This window comes from Streptomyces sp. NPDC048352, from assembly GCF_040651895.1.
Taxonomy (GTDB): Bacteria; Actinomycetota; Actinomycetes; order Streptomycetales; family Streptomycetaceae; genus Streptomyces.
The window spans coordinates 1-16,822 of record NZ_JBEZKZ010000076.1 but is presented as its reverse complement, the minus strand read 5'-3'; the positions used below and the strand labels follow the sequence as shown (position 1 = coordinate 16,822).

Here is a 16,822-nt window from a genome sequence, read left to right as displayed (position 1 = left end):
CCAGGATGGCGGCCATGCGTCCTTCCTCCGTGTTCCTGCGCCGCGCCGTGCTGCCGTTCCTCGCCTCGGCCGCGCTCCTCACCACGGCCGCCGCGTCCGCCGCCACCGCCGGGGAGGCGTGCGGCTCGGTCATCACGGCTCCGCTGGCCCGTCCCGTGCCCGCCAATGACCCCTGCCCCAGCGCCGATCCCGTGGTGTGCCGCATCCGCGTCCTGCCGATGGACCAGAAGGTCGAGGCCCAGCGGACCCGGATCCGCTACCACGACCTCCTGGAGGCCATGCACCGCACCGAGGCGGCCATGCGGGAGTCGGGAGCCTCCGACGAGGAGATCGCCCGGGAACTGGTCGACATGCGCAACCAGGCCAAGGAGATCACCCGCGCGGGCATGACCCCGGAGGAGGTCCGCATCCTGGAGGAGCGGAACACGGCCAAGTACGGCAACCCGCTCGGCCCGACCGCCGACCAGCTCTACGCCAAGTACGGCTCCTGGCAGAAGGTCACCGAGGCGTCCATGCGGACGAGTTACGCCGTCGACCGCGAACTGAGCCTGGAGTACCGGCCCTGCCCCGTATGAGGGCCCGCACGCCCCTGGCGGGCGGCCGACGCACCCGCCGGCCCTTCCGTCGCCGAAGCTCCGCCCGCCGACGGAGCTTCAGCGACGTCCCCGGGCAGGGCCGGGCCGGCGTGCGCGGGGTCAGGCTCCGGTCACCACATCACGGGCAGACGCTCGGGCAGGCGCTTCATGAAGCCGGTGCGCCACACCAGCTGCTCGACCGGCACCGCCAGCCGCAAGCGGGGCATGGCCTTGAGGAGGGCGAGCAGCGCGGTCTCGGCGTGCTTCTTGCCGAGGGCGGTGGCCGGGCAGTAGTGCGAGCCGCCGCCGAAGGAGAAGTGCGCGGAGGAGTTGGCGCGGGTGAAGTCGAGGCGGTGCGGGTCCGGGAAGACCGACGGGTCGAAGTTCGCGCCCTCGGGCAGGACGAGCACCAGCTCGCCTGCCTTGACCTCGACGTCGCCCAGGGTCATGTCCTCCATGACCAGGCGGGGCAGGCCGTCGCCGATGGACAGGTTGATCCGCAGCAGCTCGTCCACGGCCTGCGGCATCAGCTCGGGGTGGTCGGCGAGGTGGTCCGCCTCGGCCGGGTGGGTGAGCAGGGTGACCAGCGCCATCGCGAGGAACCCGGCGGTGGAGATGACGCCCGCGCCGAACAGGGTCACGCCGACCGTCGCGAACATCTCGTCGGTGACGTGCTCGTAGCCCTCGGTGCCGCGCAGCTTGGCGAGGTCGCCGATGAGGCCGTGTTCGGTGTCGTCGAGGCGGTCCTTCATGTAGGCGATGTCGCGGTCCCAGTTGAGGCGGGCGGCCGGGATCTCGCGGGGGCTGTTCATGAAGGCGATCGGCAGCGATTCCGACAGGAGCGGGGCCGCTTCCTGCGGGATGCCGAGGATCCGGCAGTGCATCGCCTCGGAGAACGGGTCGGTGAACATGGCGCGGACGTCCACCGGGGCGCCGTGCTGGAGCATGCGCTCGACCAGGTCGGCGGCGTGCTGGTCCATCCACTCCTGCAGGCCGGGGGACTTGGGGTTGATGGCCTTCATCACGGCCTTGCGCAGACCGGCGCCGGTGATGTTGCCCATGTTGTTGACGACCTCCGGGGGGATCGTCAGCGCGTACTGGCGGGGCACACCCGGGTCGGAGGTGTTCTTCAGGCTGAAGCGGTCGTCCTCCAGGACCTGCTTGACGAGCTCGTACGAGGAGACGAGCCAGGCCTCGGCTCCGGCGATGGTGCGGACCTTCACCACGGGGGGCAGTTCGTCGACCTGGGTCGGCAGGTGCGTTCCGTCCCACGTGAAGGGGAATTCGAGTATCGGCTCCGCGTGGGTGGTCACAGCTGGTCTCCTTCGGTGGCGGGGGTGACGATGGCGTGGCCCTGGTTGCGGGAGGCCCGCAGTCCGGCGCCGCGCGAGTAGAGCAGGTCCGCCATCGGCAGCGCCTGGTGGTAGCAGTTCAGCGACGAGGGGACGCCGAGGATCGCGGGGGTGTCCAGGAAGAGCGGCGCCTCGGCGCACACGTAGTCAAGGCATACGGCCCGCTGGTGTTCGGTGGGCTGCTGGCCGCCGAGCACCTTGGACGACAGGAAGATGTCGACGAGTTCGTTGCAGGTCTGGGCGAACGCCGCGTCGGTCTTCAGCCGGTCCAGCAGGTCGGCGTGCATGCGGTCGTAAGCGGGGATGCCCTGGAGCGCGGACATGGGGCGGCCGCGGAGCCGGGTACCGGTGGGGTCGATGTCGGCAACGGCGTTGGTCACCTTGGCGCGTACGCCGCGGAGGTTCTTGACGGTCTTGCGACGGGCTTCGTCGGGCGGATAGCCCATCGCCTCGTACATTTCGGCCACGTGCAGGTCCGTGTAGACAAGGTCGGCCTGTGCGAAGTTGTCGAGCGCCCACTCGGCGAGCTCGTGCACACGGCGGGCTGAGAAATAGGAGTTACCGGGAGATATGCCTATGACGGCGTGGTCCCCTTCAGAGGCGATGACCTGGCAGTGCGAGGTGTACGGATCGACACGGAAGGCACTGGTTCGAGTGGCTGTTGTCATGGGAGTGGTCGCATCCCTGTCGCCGCGATTCCCCGCGCGGACCCCGTGTCCCGGGTGCGGCGGCGACGAGGTGAAGCTATACGAGAAGTGCAGGTCCGGTTTGATTACTCTGCAGTTTGTCTCGGTTACTGAAACCGGATGTTGCCTCAGTCAACTGCCACGCGCGGTAAGCGCGTTGTTCCGGACGGTAAAGTGACGATCCGCCACACCCGTGGGCCCGTCGGCCCTTTCGGCTGCACCTGACCCGATTGCGCGCTATCCGCCCGCACGGCGCCCGGTGGAGCGCTCCGAGTGACGGGGCTCACATGGGTGCGCGGTGGTGCGCGGCCTCGCGGACACCCCGCCGCTCCCGTGGCCGGCCAGGCGCACGTCGAGGCGGGCGGGTGAGCGGAAGCCGCGGCCGGCCGGGCCGTCGGTGTGCAGGGTCCACCCCGGCGGCCAGGCGGAAGCCGCCGCGTCGAGGAGTTCCGACAGTGCTTCGCGTGCTTCCACGGCGGCCAGGTGCCGGCCCAGGCAGGTGTGGGGGCCGGTGCCCATGGCCAGGTCCGCCAGCGGCTCCCGTGCGACGTCGAGCCGGTGCGGGCGGCTCCAGCGGGTTTCGTCCCGGTTGGCCGACGCGAGGTTGACGAAGACCGCCTCGCCGCGCCGGATCGTGCGGCCGGACAGGGTGGTGTCGGTCGTGCAGCGGCGCAGCGCCCAGGTCAGCGGTGGTTCCCAGCGCCGGCACTCCTGGAGGACGGCGGACGGGTCGGTGCGCAGCAGGGCTGCCGCGGCGGGGTGGGTGAGGGTCGCGTACATCGAGGTGGCGAGGGAGCGGAACGGCGGTTCGGTGCCAGTGGACAGCAACAGCCGGAGGGCGGGCAGCAGGTGCCGTCCGGTGCCGATGGCCGGGTCCTCCGCGCGGTGGAGCAGGTCCACGAGGCTGCCCGGCGCCCATGCCTCGGGCGTGTCGAGCAACTCCCCCGCCGCGTCGGCGATCCCTCCGTCCGGGTCCTCGCGCAGCCCGACCGCCCAGGTGTACAGGGTGCCGATCCGGGTTCCGGGCGGGAGGCCGGTCACGCGGGCGATCGTCGTCAGGGCCACCGGGAAGGCCACCTCCGCGACCAGGTCGCCGCCGCCCCGGGCGGTGAGGGCGGCGAGCCGGGACGCCGCGGTCGAGCGGACGCCTTCGGCGTGGGCGAGGACCGCCTGCCGGCCGAAGCCGCCCTGGAGGACGTTCCTCCAACTCCTGTGCTCCCGGTGGTCCATCTCGAGGAAGGACCTGCCGATCAGCCGGCCCATGCTGTCGTCGTAGGCCGACGAGGAGAAGGCGTCCTCGTCGCGCAGGACCCGTTCGGCCGCCGCGAACGACACGACGTGCCAGGCGGGAGCGGTCGGTTCCCCGGCGTCGTCGGCTCCGGTCAGGATCCGGACGGGCGTCGACGGGTGTACGGCGCCCTGCCGGCGCAGGGCCGCGAACTCGGCGTGCGGATCGCCGCCCGCCGCGAGCACGTGGTCGTCGTAGGCGCGGACCAGCGCGTACGCCTCCGCGATGTCCTGTTCGACGGCGGCCGGGCCCGCGTCCAGCAGCGCGGCCCGCGCCGTCATGCCGCGCCCCCGCCCGGGTGGCCCGCGTCCTCGGATGGCCCGTCGAGCCGGCGCACGGCGGTGCACAGGCCCTGCTCGGCGGGGAACCGGAGCCGGTTGCCGACCGTCGGCCCGCTGTCCTTCGCGGGTTCGCCCACCTCGAAGCCCATCGCCTCCAGGAAGGCCAGGCCGGGGGCCCAGTCCCGGGGGCAGGTGGCGGTCGCGTACCGCATTCCGCGCCTCGCGGCCTCCCGCAACAGCCGGCGGGCCGCCCGCGCGCCGAGGCCCGAGCGGCGCGCCTTCGGGTCGAGGAGGAAGAGGCCCACCGAGCAGCCGAGGGGGTCGGGATACCCGGCCACGGCGTCGACCACTCCCACCACGGCGGGTCCCTCGCACAGCACCAGCAGGTGTTTCTGCTCGAAGTCCGCGCCGTCCGGCAGGGAGTAGTACAGGCTCTGTACGTCCGCGGGCAGGGCCGGGGAGCCGGTGGCCGCGAGGAGGTAGTCGTCGCACGCCGCCAGCACCCGGGACACGTCGGCTTCGTCCTCCGGCCTCATGGGGCGCACCGTGGGCGTGGGCCCGTCGGGGTCGCGGAACTGCTCCACTGCTCTACACCGCCTGTCGTCGGGTGAGGTGCTCCGGCCGCGCCCGCCCGGCGCCGGCCGGTTCGCGGTACAGGAATCCGTAGCGGACGAGCGCCTCGCTGACGGCGTCGTCCTGCGGCGGGGGCGCCGCGCCGTCCTGCCGGTCCTGCCAGTCCTGCCAGGTGGCGGCGGCCGGCCCGCGCAGGCGGATGGTCACGCCCGTGACGGGGTTGGACACGTACCGGGTTCCGTTGCGGTTCTCCGTCCCCGTGCCGATCTCGGCGCGGTACCGGGCCGCGGGCGGCCGGGCCTGCCGCCGCGAGGGCACCAGGAAGCCGTGCCTGAGCAGCAGCGCGGCGGTGGCGCCGGGGGCGGAGCCGAGGTAGTGGCAGTCCCGGTCGGCCAGCCACGCCTCCAGGTCGCGCCAGGACAGGCCGTCCAGCTGCCGCAGGTCTCCGCCGCCCGTCCAGTTGAGCTGGAGGAAGCGGTCCGCGGCGGGGTTGTACAGCGCCATGGCCCGTTCGGTGTCCGCCTCCGTCGCCGGCCAGGGGACCCTGGTGGAGGTCACCCCGGGGCCGAGCGCGACCTGCGCGTCCTCCTCGGGCGGGGGCCAGTCGTACAGCGGGACGGGGCGCGGTTCGGGCTGCGGTGCCCCGGCGCAGGCGCGCAGGAAGGTGAACTCCTCGATCTCCCGGGCCATGGGGTCGCCCGCCGCGCGGAACCAGACGGTGGTGTCGGCCGCCGATCCCGCGGCGTCCTCGGCGACCCGCAGGCTGTCCTGCTGGGACAGCCCGGCGTCGGTGCGGTAGTCGCGGCTCAGGCTGAGGTCGTCCTCGGGCGCCGGGGGTTCGATGCGGACGCCGAAGGCCTCGGGCCGCGTGCCGACGGGAGAGTGCACGTCCAGCACGAAGGGCGAGCCGCCCCAGGTCGTGTGGGGGACTCCGTACCGGTGCGTGGAGAGGCGCCGTACGGCCTCCGCGAACGCGACGGTGCGCGCGGCCTCCTCCGGGGTCTCGCCGGGGAAGCCGTGGATCACGAACAGGTGGATCGGCACGCCGGCCCCGAGCATCGCCGTGATGTTCTCGCAGGCGTCCTCGATGCGCGTGCCCTTGCGCATGAGGTCGAGGACCCGTTGGCTGGCCGATTCCAGGCCGAAGTTCATCCGGCGGCAGCCGGAGGCGTGCAGCAGCTGGGCGAGTTCGCCGTCGAGGCCGGCGGCGAACCGGGTCTCGCCGTACCAGTGCACGTCGGCGGAGGCCGTCAGCAGCGCCTCGCCGACGTTGCGCAGCGTCCGCAGGCTCATGATCTCGTCCACGAACATGAAGTACGCCGATCCGTGCTCGGCCCGCAGCCGTCCCACCTCCCGCGCCACCGCGGCGGCGGGGCGCTGGCGGAAGGAGTTGCTCGCGAAGGGGATCGAGCAGAAGGCGCACTCCCACGGGCAGCTGCGCGAGGCGAAGACGGGCAGGATCGGGCCCGGGGCGAGGTACTTGTCCAGGGGCAGGGCGTCGTAGGCGGGGCAGGCCGCCGCCGAGATGTCGACGCTCTGCCGCGGGGTGCGCAGCAGGAGGCCGCCGTCGTCCCATACGGCACCCGGGATCCCCTCCCGGAAGTCGGAGCCGTCGCGCCCGCCCGCGTCGAGTCCGTCGGCCACGGCGGCCAGGGCCCCCTCGCCCTCCCCGGTCACCACGGTGTCGACGTAGTCGAACAGGGGGTGCCGCCGCTGCCAGCGGTCGACCAGGCGGGTCGCGTAGTTGCCGCCGAGGACGACGTGGACGTCGGGGCGCATCTCCCGGAGCATGCGCAGGAAGGTCACCGCGGCGATCAGCTGGGTGTCCGCGGACATGCTCAGGCCGACGACCCCGACGGAGTGGTCGACGAAGAGGTCGCGGTCGAGCATCCGGTCGAAAGCCCAGCGGTAGGGGTTGCCGTCCGGGTCTTCGGCGGCGGCCAGGACCTGGGCGGTCGAGTCCGCCGAGTAGGCGCAGGTGTTGGAGACCAGGTCGAAGGTGCAGGAGGGGAACGCTCCGGAGACCAGCCACAGCGCGTCGCGCAGGGTGCGGCGGGCCCGGTGGAAGGCGTCGGGGTCGTGCAGCGTGTCCAGGGACCTCAGGCGCGCCTTGGCCCCCTCGATGCCGCGGATGGCGGCGGGGGCGGCCAGGAGGGCCCGCCGGCGGGCCCACTGGTCCTCCAGGTCGACGGCCGCGCGGGCGGCCGCCTTGCGCGCCAGTTCTTCCAGCGCCGGCGCCGACAGCATCCAGTCGACGCATTCGATGCTCAGGTCGTAGCCGACGGCCTCGTGGCCGCGGGCCCGGAGGTCGCCCAGGAGCAGGGGCACCGCCAGGTGCGGGGCGTAGGCGTTCCACAGCGGCGGATTGACCAGGACGGTCTTGGTGCCCATCGTGTTCCCCATCGGTCCTCTCGGGTGGGACCGGCACCCGGACCGCCGTCCGGGTGCCGGTCGGGCCGGCACGGGTCGTTCCCGCGTCAGTGCTGCTCGTCCGCCTCCGGCTCCGGCGCCGCCTCGGACACGTCCGGGCGCTTGGCCTTCATCGAAGGCAGCAGGGCGTACTGCGCACCCGTGCGTACTTCGGGCTGCACGACCTCGACGGCGGGGCCTTCGCCGGTCGCGCCGGCCGCTGCCATGAGGTGCTCCAGGTCCGTCTTCTTCTTCGTCATCACTTCACCTCCCTTCGTGGGGCGACGGGTCGGCTAAGCGGTGGAGACCAGTCCCCCTTCGAGGAGCTGTCCCATCGCCGACTCGAACGCCTCCTGGAGTTCCGGTTCACCGATCCGGCCCTTGTTGAGCTCCTTGAACGAGGCGTAGATCTGTGGACCGGACGATCCGTCGCACAGCTCGACGACCACCCATGCCACGGGGTTCAGGTAGTGGATGGCGGGCTTGTACGGGGTGTAGGCGAGCATGCAGTTCCACTCGGGTACGGGCCGGAACCGGGCGGTGGGGCTCTGCTCATAGCAGTCGGCTCGTTGCCGGTACGGCGGGTCGGACACGCCGGTCTTCGAGGTCGTCGGGGAGCTGAGAGACATCGATCCCTCCGTTGGTCGTGGTGCAGAACGGGTCGGGGGCGTCCCAGCGGCCGGTGAAGGCGAAGGCGGTCGACCTGCATCCGCCGGACGAGCCCTGCGTCTCCTCGCAGGATCCGCAGCCTCCGTCCACGTGGCCGGCGCGGTTGCGCACGTAGGCGGGGTCGTTCCAGGTGTCCAGCCAGCCGACCTCGCGGACGTTGCCGTAGTCGGCGTAGTCCCGCAGGTAGGCGCAGCCGACTGAACGGCCGGTGGCGTCCACTCCGGCGTTCTGCCAGCAGCAGTTGCCGTCCTTGGGATGCCAGGAGGTCATCAGGTGCACGGTGTCGGGCACCCGCAGCGCGTCCAGCGCCGCCGTCTGCTCGTCCAGCCGCAGTGCCAGGTCCTTCCACTGGGTACGGGCCCGGCCCAGCGGGTACAGGCGCAGGACGCCGACGCGGGGGACGCCGAGCCGGGCGGCCAGCTCCAGTACGTCCTGGAGTTCGTGCACGTTGCGCCGCGTCATGATGATGAGCAGGGAGACGGGAAGTCCGGCCGCCCGGGCGTTCTCCAGCCCCTGGAGGGTCCTGTCGAAACTGCCGGGTACCCGGACGTGCCAGTCGTGGGTGGGCGCGGTGGCTCCGAGGACGTCCACGTAGACCTCGCCGATCCCGATCTCCTTCAGCCGGGCCGCCGTCTCGGGGGTCAGGAGCGTCGCGTTGGTGCGCAGACGCGTCATCACGTGCGGGGTGAGGTCCGCGAGGAGGTCGAGGGCGTCCGGCCGGTTGAGGGGTTCGCCCCCTTCCACGAACACCTCGATGACCCCGGACTCGGCCATCTCCCGGATGAGCGACGCGTACTCGCTCCGCTGCATCTCGGTGCTGCGGGGCCGGTCCTCGCAGTCGCCGTAGCACTGGCGGCATTTCAGGTTGCACGACTGCGTGACCTGCAGCCAGCTCTTGAGGGGCTCGTTGAGTACCAGGTCCATGGGTCTCCGTCCTGATCGGCACCGTGCGGCACCTGCGCTGGGGGTTGCGGCCCGACGCGACGGCGTCAGGGGTGGGCGTGGGAGGTCCGGCCGGGCCGGTCGTGGTGCACCTGGGTCAGCCACCGCAGGAAGGTCCTGCCGGCCGGGCCGAGGCATTCCCCGGCGTGCCGGGCGACCTTGTCGAGGAGGCTGGTGGCGCGAAGCGCGGACGTCACGGCGGATTCCCGGACCTGCGGGCCGCCGGAGTCGAGGGCGCGCTGCTCGAACCACGCGGTGAGGTGGACGTAGACGTGGGCGGCCGCGAGTGCCCGGTCGACGGGCCACCGTGGGACCGGGGAGTCCTTGTGCCACTCCGGCGCCACGGTGGGCGCCGTGTCCGTGTCGTAGTCGGGAGCGAAGATCGACCGGGTGGCCTGGAGGTCGTAGAGGCGCAGGTGCGTGAATTCGTGGACCAGTGCCTCGGCCAGCCGCTCGGGGGTGCGCATGCAGCGGACGGCGACGAACGCCGCGCCGGGGATCTCCCGGGTGGACGCGCTGTCGAAGGCGTCCGGGCCGTCGACCGCGACGACGTAACGGCCATGCCGCAGCAGTCCGTTGCAGAGGTCCGGGGCGGTGGCGAGCATCAGGTCCACGGCCGCCCGGACCGTCCCGGCGGTTTCGGCGGTGCAGCCGGCCAGGGTGTCGGCGCCTTCGCCCGCGCTGAGGTGGCGGCGGAAGAGCCCGGCGAACTCCCGGTGGGCGGGGGCGGGAAGGGCGGGGTCCGTCAGGAGGTGCACCCGATGGCCGGGCAGTTCGACCACCTGCCCGATTCCGGCTTCCTCCTCCTCCGCCGCGAGCGACGGGCCGGCGCGTCTCCTCTGCGCGAGCGCGGCCAATTCCGCTTTGCAGGCGGGTGTATCGCGCAGGGTGCGCAGCGCCCGGTCGAGGCCGTGCCGGACGGTGGGTTCCAGAGCGGTTTCCGCGGGGATCCTGCGTTCGTCCGGGCCGGCCGGCCATTCATCGGGAGCAATGCAGTCGAGGAGGAAATCATAGGTCTCGTATAAGCGGCCGATGATGTCGTCCGATACGGCGAAAACGGGATGGCGGGCGAGGGTCACGAGGGCAGGCTCTTGCATACAGTGGTCCCTGTCGAGGAACATCCGTCGCTCGGTGGGCAATTCCGGCTCGGTTAGCGAGGCGAGCTCAGTTCGCGGTACGAGCCCATTGCGTCGTTCGGGGGCGCGGCGGACGGGATGGTGTCAACAAGACTGTCGGCAAAGTCGTGGGCGCCGAATTCGCAACCGGCGTTTCAGCGACCCGTCGACCGTGCCACGGATCGGGAAGGCGCGTCAACCGCCACAGGCAGCCGATTCCAAACAATGGGGCGGCTGACAAAAGGAGTTGGCAATTTTCCGGCAGGGCGCGAATGGTCCGCCGTGCACGGGGCAGGCGGGGGTGGAAGTGTGGTTGCTCCAGCCCCTGTGGCGCACCCGCTCCTCCGGGTGGGTCCGGGTGCGCGCCGCGCCGTCCCACCGACGAAGGAAACCGCAGCCCATGGCATTCGCCGGCTCCCCCTCCCGCCAGGCCGACGGGGCCCGAACGCCGGCCCTGCGCCGGCTCGTCACCGCCAACGCGCTCAGCGCGGTGGGGGACGGCGCGCGGTTCGCGGCGCTTCCCCTGCTGGCGGCCTGGAGCACCGGCGAGGTGGTCTGGGTGGCGGTCGTCGCCGCGGCGGGGCGGGCGGCCTGGCTGCTCGCACCCGTCATCGGGGCCCTGGTGGACCGGATGCCCGGGCGCCGTTCGATGGTCGGCGCGGACCTGGCGCGCTGCGCGCTGCTGCTCCTGCTGTTCGCCCTCGTGGCGGCGGGGCGGACGCCGGTGGCGGCGCTGGTGCTGCTGGCGTTCGCCTCGGGCGTGGCCGAGGTGTTCTTCGACTGCGCCGCGCAGGCCGTCGTTCCGGCACTGGCCGCGGACCACGAGCTGGAGCGGACGAACGCCCGGGTCATCGCCGCGCAGATCACCGGAACCGGCTTCGTCGGGCCGCCGCTCGGGGCCGCGCTGTGGGCGGTGTGGCACCCGTTGGCGTTCCTGCTGGACGGCCTGACGTTCCTGGCGTCGGCGATGCTGCTGACGGGCCTGCCGGCGCGGGCCGCGCCCGGCGGGGAGGGGGCCGGTGAGCGGGGCCCGCGCAGCCTGCTGCGCGCCACCTGGGCCGGACTGCGGTTCCTGGGGCGGGACGGGGTCCTGCGCCGGCTCATGGTGGTGGTCGCGGTGCTGGGCGTGGGCCAGCAGGCGGTCTACGCGGTGCTCGTCGTGTACGTGGAGCGCAGGCTCGGGCTGCCGGCCTACGGCTACGGCCTGATGCTGGCGGCGGCCGCGGTCGGCAGTCTCGCCGGAGCGGGCGCGGCGGCGCGGACCGCGCGGTGGCTGGGGCCCGGGCGGAGCCTTTCGGTGTCGGTGGCGGTGTCGGCGCTGAGCTACCTGGTCGTCGCCGTACTGCCCTGGTGGCCGCTGGTCGCGCTCATGCTGGCCCTCAACAGTGCCGCGGTGGTGCTGTGGAACGTGTGCACCGTCTCCCTGCGCCAACGCCTCGCGCCGCCGCGGATGCTGGGACGCGTCACCAGCGGCTACCGCCTCGCCGCCTGGGGGGCCATGCCGGTCGGCGCGGCGGCGGGCGGGGCCCTGGCCCAGCACACCGGGCTCGACGCGCCCTGGGCACTGGCCGGCCTGCTCCTCCTGGCCTGCCTCCCCCTCCTGCCGGCCGTACCGTCCACGGCGTCGGGACCGCGGGAGCCGCACCCCGCCCCCGGCCCGCCCTCCGGGTGACGGGGCCGGCCGCCGGGCCGTCGGCGGCGCGCCCGGGGCGCTGCCCGGCGGTGCCCCGCCGGGTGGAGCAGCGGTCGGCGCGGCGGTCGGTTCCCCGTCGGGTGATGCCGGTTACCGTCGGCGCCATGGAGCGGATGCGCCGGGGCTGGCGGCAGTGCGTGCTCGGCGGGGCGGTGTTCGCCGTGTGCATGGCGGGCACCACCCTGCCCACCCCCCTCTACGGCCTGTACCAGCAGAAGTTCGGCTTCTCCGAGCTGATCGTGACCGTGGTGTACGCCGTGTACGCCTTCGGGGTCATCGGGGTCCTGCTGCTCGCGGGGAACGCCTCGGACGCGGTGGGCAGGCGGCCGGTGCTGCTGGCGGGGCTGGGCTTCGCGGCGGCGAGCGCCGTCTGCTTCCTGTGCGCCACCGGGCTGGGCTGGCTGTACGCGGGGCGGCTGCTGTCGGGGTTGTCGGCCGGCCTGTTCACGGGGGCGGCCACGGCGTACGTGATCGAGTCGGCGCCGCCGGGCGGGGGCGGCCGGGCGACGTTCGTGGCGACGGCCGCGAACATGGGCGGCCTGGGCTGCGGCCCGCTGCTGGCGGGGGTGCTGTCGCAGTACGCGCCCCGGCCGCTGTTCCTGCCCTTCGCCGTGCACCTGGCCCTGGTGGCCGTGTCGGCCGCCGTCATGCTGGGGCTCGGGGAGACCGTACGCGGCCGGCGGCCGCTGTCCACCGTACGGCCGCAGCGGCCGGGACTGCCGCCGCCGGTGCGGCCGGTGTTCGGGCCGGCGGCGATCGCGGCGTTCGTGGGGTTCGCGCTGTTCGGGGTGTTCACCTCGGTCAGCCCGGCGTTCCTCGCCGAGTCACTGGGCGTGCACGACCGGGCCGTGAGCGGGCTCGTCGTCGCCCTGGCCTTCTTCGCGTCCACCGCCGGGCAGCTGATGGTGGGCCGGGCCGGCGCGCGGCGGTCGCTGCCGCTGGGCTGCGCGGGCCTGCTCGCCGGTCTCGCGCTGCTCGCGGGCGCGCTGTACTGGGACCTGCTGGTGCTGGTGGTGCTGAGCGCTCTCGTCGGCGGGGTCGGTCAGGGGCTGGCCTTCCGCGGGGCGTTGTCCGTGGTGGCGCAGGCGTCACCGGCCGACCGGCGTGCCGCGGTGATCTCGACGCTGTTCGTGGTGGCGTACACGGGCATCTCGGTTCCGGTGATCGGGGTGGGGGTGCTGGTGGAACCGATGGGGCTGGAGGGCGCGGGGCTGGTGTTCATCGCCTGTATGGCGGTCCTGGTCGCGGCCGCCGGGGCCTACCTGCTGCGCGGGGCGCGCAGGTGATCCGGGTCAGGCCGGCGGCGGGGTCTCGTCGTCGGCCGGTGCCTCGACCGCGGCCGGGTCCAGGACGCGGTTGAGGAAGTTGCGGGTGCGTTCGTGCCGCGGACGGGTGACGACCTCCTCCGCGGGGCCCTGCTCCACGATCACCCCGCCGTCCATGAACACGACCCGGTCCGCGACCTCCCGGGCGAAGCTCATCTCGTGGGTGACGACCATCATCGTCATCCCCTCCCCCGCCAGGACGCGCATCACCGACAGCACCTCGCCGACGAGTTCCGGGTCGAGCGCGGAGGTCGGCTCGTCGAAGAGCATCACCTCGGGGCCCATGGACAGCGCCCGGGCGATCGCCACCCGCTGCTGCTGGCCGCCGGACAGCTGGGCCGGGTAGGCGTCCGCCTTCGCCGCGAGGCCGACCCGTTCGAGGTTGTGGCGGGCGACGGCGGCGGCCTTCTCCTTGTCCGTGCCGAGGACCCGCCGCTGCGGGAGGGTGAGGTTCCCGGTGACGCTGATGTGCGGGAAGAGGTTGAACTGCTGGAAGACCATGCCGATGCGCCGGCGTGCCGCGTCGATGTCGACGTCGGGGTCGGTGAGTTCCGTACCGCCGACGAAGACCCGGCCCCCGTCCGGCTCCTCCAGCAGGTTCACGCAGCGCAGCAGGGTGGACTTGCCCGAGCCGGAGGGGCCGATGACGCACACCACCTCGCCGCGTCCGACGTCCAGGTCGATGCCCCGCAGGACGTGGTTGTCGCCGAAGGACTTGTGCAGTCCCCTGATCTCGATCTCCGGGCGGTCGGTGCCCGTCGGGCCGCTCGTCGCGGTGGTGTGTGGCATCGGTTCCTCACGTGGCCTTGTCGGCGCGGGCCTCGAGCCGGCGCACCACGAAGCTCAGCGGCACGGTCACGAGGAGGTAGCACAGGCCCGCGACGAGGATGGGGGTGGAGTTCGCCGTCTCGCTCGCGAGGTCCCGGCCGAACTTCGTCAGCTCCCGCTCGTCGAGCGTCACGCCCAGGAACAGCACCAGCGAGGAGTCCTTGAAGAGGAGGACCAGTTCGTTGGTGAGCGGGGGGATGACGATGCGGAACGCCTGGGGGATGATCACCGACACCATGGCGCGGCCGTGCGAGAAGCCCAGCGAGCGGGCCGCCTCCATCTGTCCCCTGGGTACGGCCTGGATGCCGGCGCGGATCGTCTCGGCCATGTAGGCGGCGGCGACCAGGCCGAGGCCGAGTGCGACCTTGCCGTAGGTGCCGCCGGGGATGGCGGTCCCGGGGAAGGCCAGGGGGACCGCCACGCCGACGAAGATGAAGATCAGCAGGGCGGGAAGGCCCCGGAACAGTTCGATGTAGACGCCGGCGACCCAGCGGTAGGGGGCCACCGAGGACAGCCTCATCATGGCGATGACCAGACCGAGGACCAGGCCGAACAGGAACCCGGAGAGGGTGTACACCACCGTGTTCCGCAGGGCGATGGTGATGATCTTCGGGAAGAGCCTGAGGGCCAGGTCCGTCTGCGCGAACTGGTTCTGCAGCCGGTCCCAGTCGGCGAACACGCCGATCAGGACCAGCACGGCGACGAAGACCGCGTACTGGACTCCCTGCCAGACGCGGCGCCGCTGCCGCCGGGTCAGCCGTGAGGTCACGACGTCGCCTGGGGCAGCGGGCCGATCCACTGTTCGTAGATCTTCTTGTAGGTGCCGTCGGCCTTGGCGTCGGTGACCGCCTTGTCGATCGCGGCGAGGAGGGCGGTGTTGCCCTTCTTCACGGAGAACCCGTACTTCTCACCCGTCTCGATGTTCTGCCCGAGGACGAACTCCGAGGCGTTGGCGGAGTCCTTGAGCCAGCCCTGCACGACCGGGTAGTCGATGACGACCGCGTCCACCTGTCCGGTGCGCAGCCCGTTGAGCACCGCGTCCGAGCTCTCGAAGGCGACGGGGTCGAAGCCCTGTGCCTTGGCGTAGCTCTCGCCGGTGGTCTCGGCCTGCGCGCCCAGCTTCTTCGCCTTCGCCTTGACGTCGGCGAGCGAGGTGATGCCGCTCTTCTTCGTCGCCAGCAGCGCCTGGGTGGCGTCGAAGTAGGGGACGGAGAAGTCGACGTTCTTCTTGCGCTCGTCGGTGATCGTCATACCGGCGGCGGCGAGGTCGCACTGGCCCGAGTTGAGGAAGGCCCCCGTCTTGAAGTTCTCGAACGGCGTGTCGAGGATCTTCTGTTCGACGTCGAGCTTCTGGGCGACGAGGTCGATCAGGGCCACGTCGAAGCCGACGACCTTGCCGTTCTGCTCGAACTGGAACGGCGGGTAGGGCAGGTGGGTGCAGGTGGTCAGCTTGCCCTTCTCGACGACGCGTACGCCGCCCGCCGCCTCCCCGGGCCCGCTGTCGCCGCCGGAGGAGCAGCCGGCGGCGAGGAACACGCCCGCGGCGGCGGCCATGCCGGCCGCGGCGCGCAGGCGCCGGCGGGTGGGGTGGTGGTGACCGCCGACGCGGTGAGTGCGGTGTCCTTCGGCCGTCCGGTGCACGGTTGACCTCCACGGTGCGGGGGGAGCGGCGATCGCGGGAGGAGACCGCCGTCGTGATCGTAAGCCCCGGCGGCGCGCCGGGAAGGGACCATGGGCAGTGCGGCGCGATGCGTCCCACCGCCCCGGACCGCGGGTGGAAGGAGCCCTCCCCCGCCGTGGTCCAGGGGCCGGCTCCGGCGCGTGGCGGGAGCAACGCGCTGGTGAGGGGCCTGCCGCACCGCTGTGAACCGGCGGCCGGGGGACGCCTGCGCGCGCGGGGACCGGGGCGAGCCGGCGCGGGTTTCGCCTGTGCCGCCACCCCAGAACGAAGCGACCGGCCTTCGACCACGGGTCGAGCGCGGGCCGCAGCCCCGGCCGTCGGGTTCCGCGCCGCCTTCCGGCCGCCGAGGGGAACCCGGAGTTGAGATTCCGGTTCGCCCGCGGCGAGAAACTTGCAGGCGTTGATCACTCGGCCAATTACCCCTTCACGCCTTCAAATTGAAGGGGCAGAAACGATTCTCACCTTCCGAATATCTGTTACTGTGCCCGCGCTTGGTGTTCATTCATCATTCCGTTTCCCCTCGGGCGCAGGGCGTTCGAGGGTTGTCGCGAGGTGGCGTGTACGTGTACAGCACTCCGTTTTCCCCCGCCCAGGCCAGATCCGCGCGCGCCCGCATGGGCTTGAGCACGGCTCAGGTGGCCGCCGCCATGGCGGCCTGCGGGAGCCCGGTCCATCCCGCCCTGGTCGCGGCATGGGAGCAGGGCTCCCATGTCCCTTCCGACCAGCACCTCTTCGCCCTGGCCGACGTGCTGTGGTGCGATGCGGCCACCCTGATGGGCACGGCGCCGAGGACCCTCACCGAGTTCCGGCTGGCCCGGCGGCTCAGCGTGGAACGACTGGCGTACCGGCTGGGCATGGACCCGTCGGACTACCTCGCCGCGGAGGCGACCGGGCAGTGGTACGGGGACTCCTGGCAGACGAGGGTCCTGGTGGACGCCCTGGGCCTGTCCCTGCGCGCCCTGACCACGATCACCGGCCGCGACGGCGAGCTGGAGGAGCACCTGCGGTCGGCGGTGGCCGGGCGGTGGAAGGCGCATGTCGACCCCGTGGTGGAGATCGTCGCCGTGGACGCGACGAGCGTGGGCGACGCGCTGCACACCATGCACGCGGAGCTCTCCGCCTTCTCCGAGCGGTACATGGGGCACCTGGTCGCCCGCAACGACGACGCCCGGCTGAAGGAGATCGCGGCGGAGCGGTCCGCCTACCTGCGGCGGCTGGTGGACCACTTCTGGGACCTGATCGGCGAGCAGGGCGATGCGGCCCCCCACCTTCCGGCGGGCGGCTGACGCGGGGCCGCGGGCACCCCGGGCGGGGCGGGCGGGGCGCCGGGGGCCCCCCCGCCGGGGCCCCCGCCCTGGGGGGTGAGCAGGCTCGCCACCACGATGAGGCCGCCGAAGAGGAACAG

At 72.6% G+C, this 16,822-nt stretch carries 16 protein-coding genes; 4 read left to right on the top strand and 12 right to left on the bottom strand.

Annotated elements, in window-relative coordinates:
- Window positions 1-14 precede the first annotated feature (14 nt).
- Window positions 15-575: a hypothetical protein gene (locus tag AB0D45_RS28685; protein ID WP_362464285.1), complete on the top strand. Its 561-nt coding sequence runs from the start codon at window positions 15-17 to the stop codon at window positions 573-575.
- 131 nt (window positions 576-706) lie between these two features.
- Here AB0D45_RS28685 and AB0D45_RS28680 read toward each other — a convergent pair whose 3' ends face one another.
- From AB0D45_RS28680 to AB0D45_RS28640, 9 genes are all read right to left on the bottom strand, one after another.
- Complete coding sequence (locus tag AB0D45_RS28680; RefSeq protein WP_362464283.1) at window positions 707-1,888, bottom strand: cytochrome P450; 1,182 nt, start codon at window positions 1,886-1,888, stop codon at window positions 707-709.
- Window positions 1,885-2,595, bottom strand: a complete 711-nt coding sequence (locus AB0D45_RS28675) for a tRNA-dependent cyclodipeptide synthase (protein WP_361606890.1) — start codon at window positions 2,593-2,595, stop codon at window positions 1,885-1,887. The genes AB0D45_RS28680 and AB0D45_RS28675 overlap by 4 nt, the downstream gene beginning before the upstream one ends.
- 255 nt (window positions 2,596-2,850) lie before the next feature.
- Entirely contained in the window at window positions 2,851-4,182 is a 1,332-nt protein-coding gene (locus AB0D45_RS28670) for a cytochrome P450 (RefSeq protein WP_362464280.1), read from the bottom strand.
- Window positions 4,179-4,718 (bottom strand): GNAT family N-acetyltransferase, encoded by a 540-nt coding sequence (locus AB0D45_RS28665; protein ID WP_362464277.1) that lies wholly within the window; start codon window positions 4,716-4,718, stop codon window positions 4,179-4,181. Before AB0D45_RS28665 ends, AB0D45_RS28670 begins: the two co-directional genes overlap by 4 nt.
- Window positions 4,719-4,770: 52 nt before the next feature.
- On the bottom strand, window positions 4,771-7,158 hold the full coding sequence (locus tag AB0D45_RS28660; protein WP_362464274.1) for a radical SAM protein: 2,388 nt from the start codon (window positions 7,156-7,158) through the stop codon (window positions 4,771-4,773).
- A 74-nt stretch (window positions 7,159-7,232) separates the two neighbouring features.
- Window positions 7,233-7,424: a hypothetical protein gene (locus AB0D45_RS28655; RefSeq protein ID WP_361606902.1), complete on the bottom strand. Its 192-nt coding sequence runs from the start codon at window positions 7,422-7,424 to the stop codon at window positions 7,233-7,235.
- A gap of 33 nt (window positions 7,425-7,457) precedes the next feature.
- Window positions 7,458-7,670, bottom strand: coding sequence for a hypothetical protein (locus AB0D45_RS28650; RefSeq protein ID WP_362464271.1), 213 nt, complete (start codon window positions 7,668-7,670; stop codon window positions 7,458-7,460).
- Window positions 7,671-7,716: 46 nt separating this feature from the next.
- Entirely contained in the window at window positions 7,717-8,757 is a 1,041-nt protein-coding gene (locus AB0D45_RS28645; RefSeq protein WP_362464269.1) for a radical SAM protein, read from the bottom strand.
- A gap of 65 nt (window positions 8,758-8,822) precedes the next feature.
- Window positions 8,823-9,872, bottom strand: coding sequence for an HEXXH motif-containing putative peptide modification protein (locus AB0D45_RS28640; protein ID WP_362464266.1), 1,050 nt, complete (start codon window positions 9,870-9,872; stop codon window positions 8,823-8,825).
- Window positions 9,873-10,290: 418 nt separating this feature from the next.
- Here AB0D45_RS28640 and AB0D45_RS28635 point away from each other — a divergent pair, with 418 nt between their 5' ends.
- Complete coding sequence (locus AB0D45_RS28635; protein WP_362464263.1) at window positions 10,291-11,562, top strand: MFS transporter; 1,272 nt, start codon at window positions 10,291-10,293, stop codon at window positions 11,560-11,562.
- A 125-nt stretch (window positions 11,563-11,687) separates the two neighbouring features.
- Window positions 11,688-12,869, top strand: coding sequence for an MFS transporter (locus AB0D45_RS28630; RefSeq protein WP_362464260.1), 1,182 nt, complete (start codon window positions 11,688-11,690; stop codon window positions 12,867-12,869).
- A gap of 6 nt (window positions 12,870-12,875) precedes the next feature.
- Here the strand turns inward: AB0D45_RS28630 and AB0D45_RS28625 are convergent, their stop codons facing one another.
- From AB0D45_RS28625 to AB0D45_RS28615, 3 genes are read right to left on the bottom strand one after another with little or no spacing between them, the layout of a single operon-like run.
- Complete coding sequence (locus tag AB0D45_RS28625) at window positions 12,876-13,697, bottom strand: amino acid ABC transporter ATP-binding protein (RefSeq protein WP_361606919.1); 822 nt, start codon at window positions 13,695-13,697, stop codon at window positions 12,876-12,878.
- Between the two features lie 7 nt (window positions 13,698-13,704).
- On the bottom strand, window positions 13,705-14,505 hold the full coding sequence (locus AB0D45_RS28620; RefSeq protein WP_361606922.1) for an amino acid ABC transporter permease: 801 nt from the start codon (window positions 14,503-14,505) through the stop codon (window positions 13,705-13,707).
- Window positions 14,502-15,290: an ABC transporter substrate-binding protein gene (locus tag AB0D45_RS28615; protein WP_362464318.1), complete on the bottom strand. Its 789-nt coding sequence runs from the start codon at window positions 15,288-15,290 to the stop codon at window positions 14,502-14,504. Before AB0D45_RS28615 ends, AB0D45_RS28620 begins: the two co-directional genes overlap by 4 nt.
- A gap of 741 nt (window positions 15,291-16,031) precedes the next feature.
- On the opposite strand from AB0D45_RS28615, the gene AB0D45_RS28610 reads away from it, so the two are divergent.
- Window positions 16,032-16,703, top strand: coding sequence for a transcriptional regulator (locus AB0D45_RS28610; RefSeq protein ID WP_362464255.1), 672 nt, complete (start codon window positions 16,032-16,034; stop codon window positions 16,701-16,703).
- The last annotated feature ends 119 nt before the right edge of the window (window positions 16,704-16,822 follow it).